3 protein-coding genes are annotated in these 2,496 nt (G+C 62.9%); all 3 read right to left on the reverse strand.

Annotated features, from left to right (window positions below; translation table 11 throughout):
• Positions 1-13 precede the first annotated feature (13 nt).
• Positions 14-1,546 carry an IS66 family transposase gene (gene tnpC / locus ILFOPFJJ_RS34505; protein WP_173514861.1) on the reverse strand — a complete coding sequence of 511 codons (1,533 nt, stop codon included), beginning with the start codon at positions 1,544-1,546 and terminating at the stop codon, positions 14-16.
• Positions 1,547-1,617: 71 nt separating this feature from the next.
• Entirely contained in the window at positions 1,618-1,974 is a 357-nt protein-coding gene (tnpB, locus tag ILFOPFJJ_RS34510; RefSeq protein ID WP_041414058.1) for an IS66 family insertion sequence element accessory protein TnpB, read from the reverse strand.
• Positions 1,971-2,420 carry an IS66-like element accessory protein TnpA gene (tnpA, locus tag ILFOPFJJ_RS34515; RefSeq protein WP_173514862.1) on the reverse strand — a complete coding sequence of 150 codons (450 nt, stop codon included), beginning with the start codon at positions 2,418-2,420 and terminating at the stop codon, positions 1,971-1,973. Before tnpA ends, tnpB begins: the two co-directional genes overlap by 4 nt.
• Positions 2,421-2,496: the final 76 nt, after the last annotated feature.

Consider the following 2,496-nt stretch of genomic DNA (forward strand, 5'->3'; position numbering starts at 1 on the left):
GTAAGCGGTGTTCTCAGGCCACGGGCTTGGTTTCTGGCTTGTCGGCGTAGGTCCAAGGCAACAGGTCGTCGAGCTGGCTGTTCGGGTGGCCATTGACGATCTTGGTGATGACGTCGGTCAGATAGGCAAGTGGCTCAACGTCATTGAGCTTTGCCGTTTCGATGAGCGAGGCGATGGTCGCCCAATGTTCGGCCCCGGCATCGGAGCCCGCGAACAATGCATTCTTCCGATTGAGGGCGATCGGCCTGATAGAGCGTTCGACGGTGTTGGAGTCGATCTCGATACGGCCGTCGTCGATGAAGCGTGTGAGCCCGTCCCAGCGCGAGAGCGTGTAGCGGATGGCTTCGGCGAGCTTGGTCTTCTGGCTGATGAGCGAGAGTTGCTCGGTCAGCCAAGGCGCGAGGCTGTCGATGATCGGGCGACTCATTGCCTGCCGGATGGTGCAGCGTTCGTCGTGAGTGAGGCCGCGGATATCGTCCTCGATCTTGTAGAGTCCTGCGATGCGCCTGAGCGCTTCGCTAGCGATGGGCGCGGGACCGGCGGCGGCCAGTTCATAGAAGCGCCGCCGGACATGGCTCCAGCAGAATGCCAAGGAAACGCTGTTGCCGGCGGCGAGCGCTCGATAGCCCACGTATCCGTCAACCTGCAGGATGCCGACGAAGCCATTGAGATGCGCCATTGGGCGTTCGCTCTTGCGATCGGGCGCATAGACATAAGCTACACCGGGCGGGTCGGCTCCCTGCCATGGCCTGTCATCGCGAGCATAGGCCCAGAGCTGCCCGGTCTTCGTCTTCCCCCGACCCGGATCGAGCACTGGGGCGGTCGTCTCGTCGGCGAAGAGCTTGGACGAGGCCTTCAGATGCTCGAGCAGCCTTTGATGAACCGGGCGCAGGTGCCAGGCGGCTCGACCGACCCAGTCGGCGAGTGTCGAACGGTCGAGATCGATCCCCTGTCGCTTGTAGATTTGAGCCTGCCTGTAGAGCGGCAAGTGGTCGGCATATTTGGAGACCAGCACCTGGGCGACGGTCGCCTCGGTCGGAATGCCACCCTCGATCAGCCGCGTGGGAGCCGGAGCCTGGACGACGACCTCTTCACAGGCACGGCATGCATATTTGGGACGCCGCGTTACCAGAACACGGAACTGCGCCGGAACGCTGTCGAGCTTCTCGCTGACGTCCTCGCCGATCCGGTGCAGGCCATTGCCGCAGCAGGGGCAGTCATGGCTCTCAATGTCGATGACAACATCGAGGCGCGGCAGATGAGCGGGAAGAGCACCGCGGTTTATCCGCCGCTTGGCGACGCGTTCCCGACGCAGATCGCTCGATGCATGCTCTTTGTCTTCCAGGCTCTCCGCCTCGACCTGCTCGGCTTCTTCGAGCCCAAGGAGAAGCTGATCCTCTGGTAGAGTCTCGGCGCGACGGCCGAAGCGGTGGCGCTGCAATTCCTTGATGATCTGCCGCAGCCGAGCATTCTCCGCCTCGCGCGAAAGCACCATGGCTTTGAGCGCGTTCAGGTCGTCGGGAAGCTCGTCGGCCGTCATCGTCATGGCACGACAACAGCACACTTCGACGCCCAGGACGAGGGTGTTGATGGGGCTGATTCAATTGGTCGCGGCGGCTATCCAGCCTTCTCCGGGACACGCGCCTCGATCGGCGCATGAACGCGCTTCCAATCCAGTCCCTCGAACAATGCCGAGAACTGAGCGGCCGTCAGGCGCATCGCACCGTCCTGCATCCTGGGCCAGTGGAACTCGCCATCCTCGAGACGTTTGGACACAAGGCACACGCCGCTGCCATCCCAGAAGACGAGCTTGATCCGGTCCGCGCGCTTGGCCCGGAACACGTAGATCGTGCCGGAGAACGGGTCAGCACCCATCTCGGCCTTGACCAGCGCCGCCAGGCCCTCCGCACCTTTGCGGAAATCGACGGGCCGGGTGGCGACCATGACCTTTACCGCTCCCGACGGCCCGATCACGACCGTGCCTTCACGGCCTGAATGACGGCGGCAATCGTAGCGGCGTCCGCGCCGGATGCGATCCTCACGATCGCCCCGCCGATCTCCAATTCGATTGCGCTGCTACTCGACTTCTTTCTTGAGCCACGCACTCGCTCCGGTTCTTTTGCGTCAAGCATCGCAGACGGCACCAGGACCGCTGGCGCAAACATCGGAACGTCTTCGACGACAGGCGCAGCACCGAGCGGCTTGCGAGCGAGCCGACGCCAGGTGAACAATTGCTGCGGGGTCAATCCATGACGCCGAGCCACGGAGCAGACCGTCACGCCTGGCTCATAACTCTCCGCGACGATCTGCGCCTTGCGCTCGCCGCTCCACTCGCGCCGCCGACCGCTGCCCGTGAAAACCTCGAAACGGCGCGCTGGCTCTTCATCGCTGGATGTAAGCGTAAGCTGTGAAATCGACATATGTCCAAGCCCTCGTTCGGGCTCAACATCGTCAATCAAACCGTGATCCGGAAGGTGGGACCAAAACAGCGCTTAC

Source organism: Sinorhizobium psoraleae, assembly GCF_013283645.1.
In the GTDB taxonomy this organism is placed as follows: domain Bacteria; phylum Pseudomonadota; class Alphaproteobacteria; order Rhizobiales; family Rhizobiaceae; genus Sinorhizobium; species Sinorhizobium psoraleae.

What these genes read in the sequence shown, in the direction of transcription:
- tnpC (WP_173514861.1), bottom strand. Translation starts at nt 1,546, where the DNA reads ATGACGATGACGGCCGACGAGCTTCCCGACGACCTGAACGCGCTCAAA.
- tnpA (WP_173514862.1), bottom strand. Translation starts at nt 2,420, where the DNA reads ATGTCGATTTCACAGCTTACGCTTACATCCAGCGATGAAGAGCCAGCG.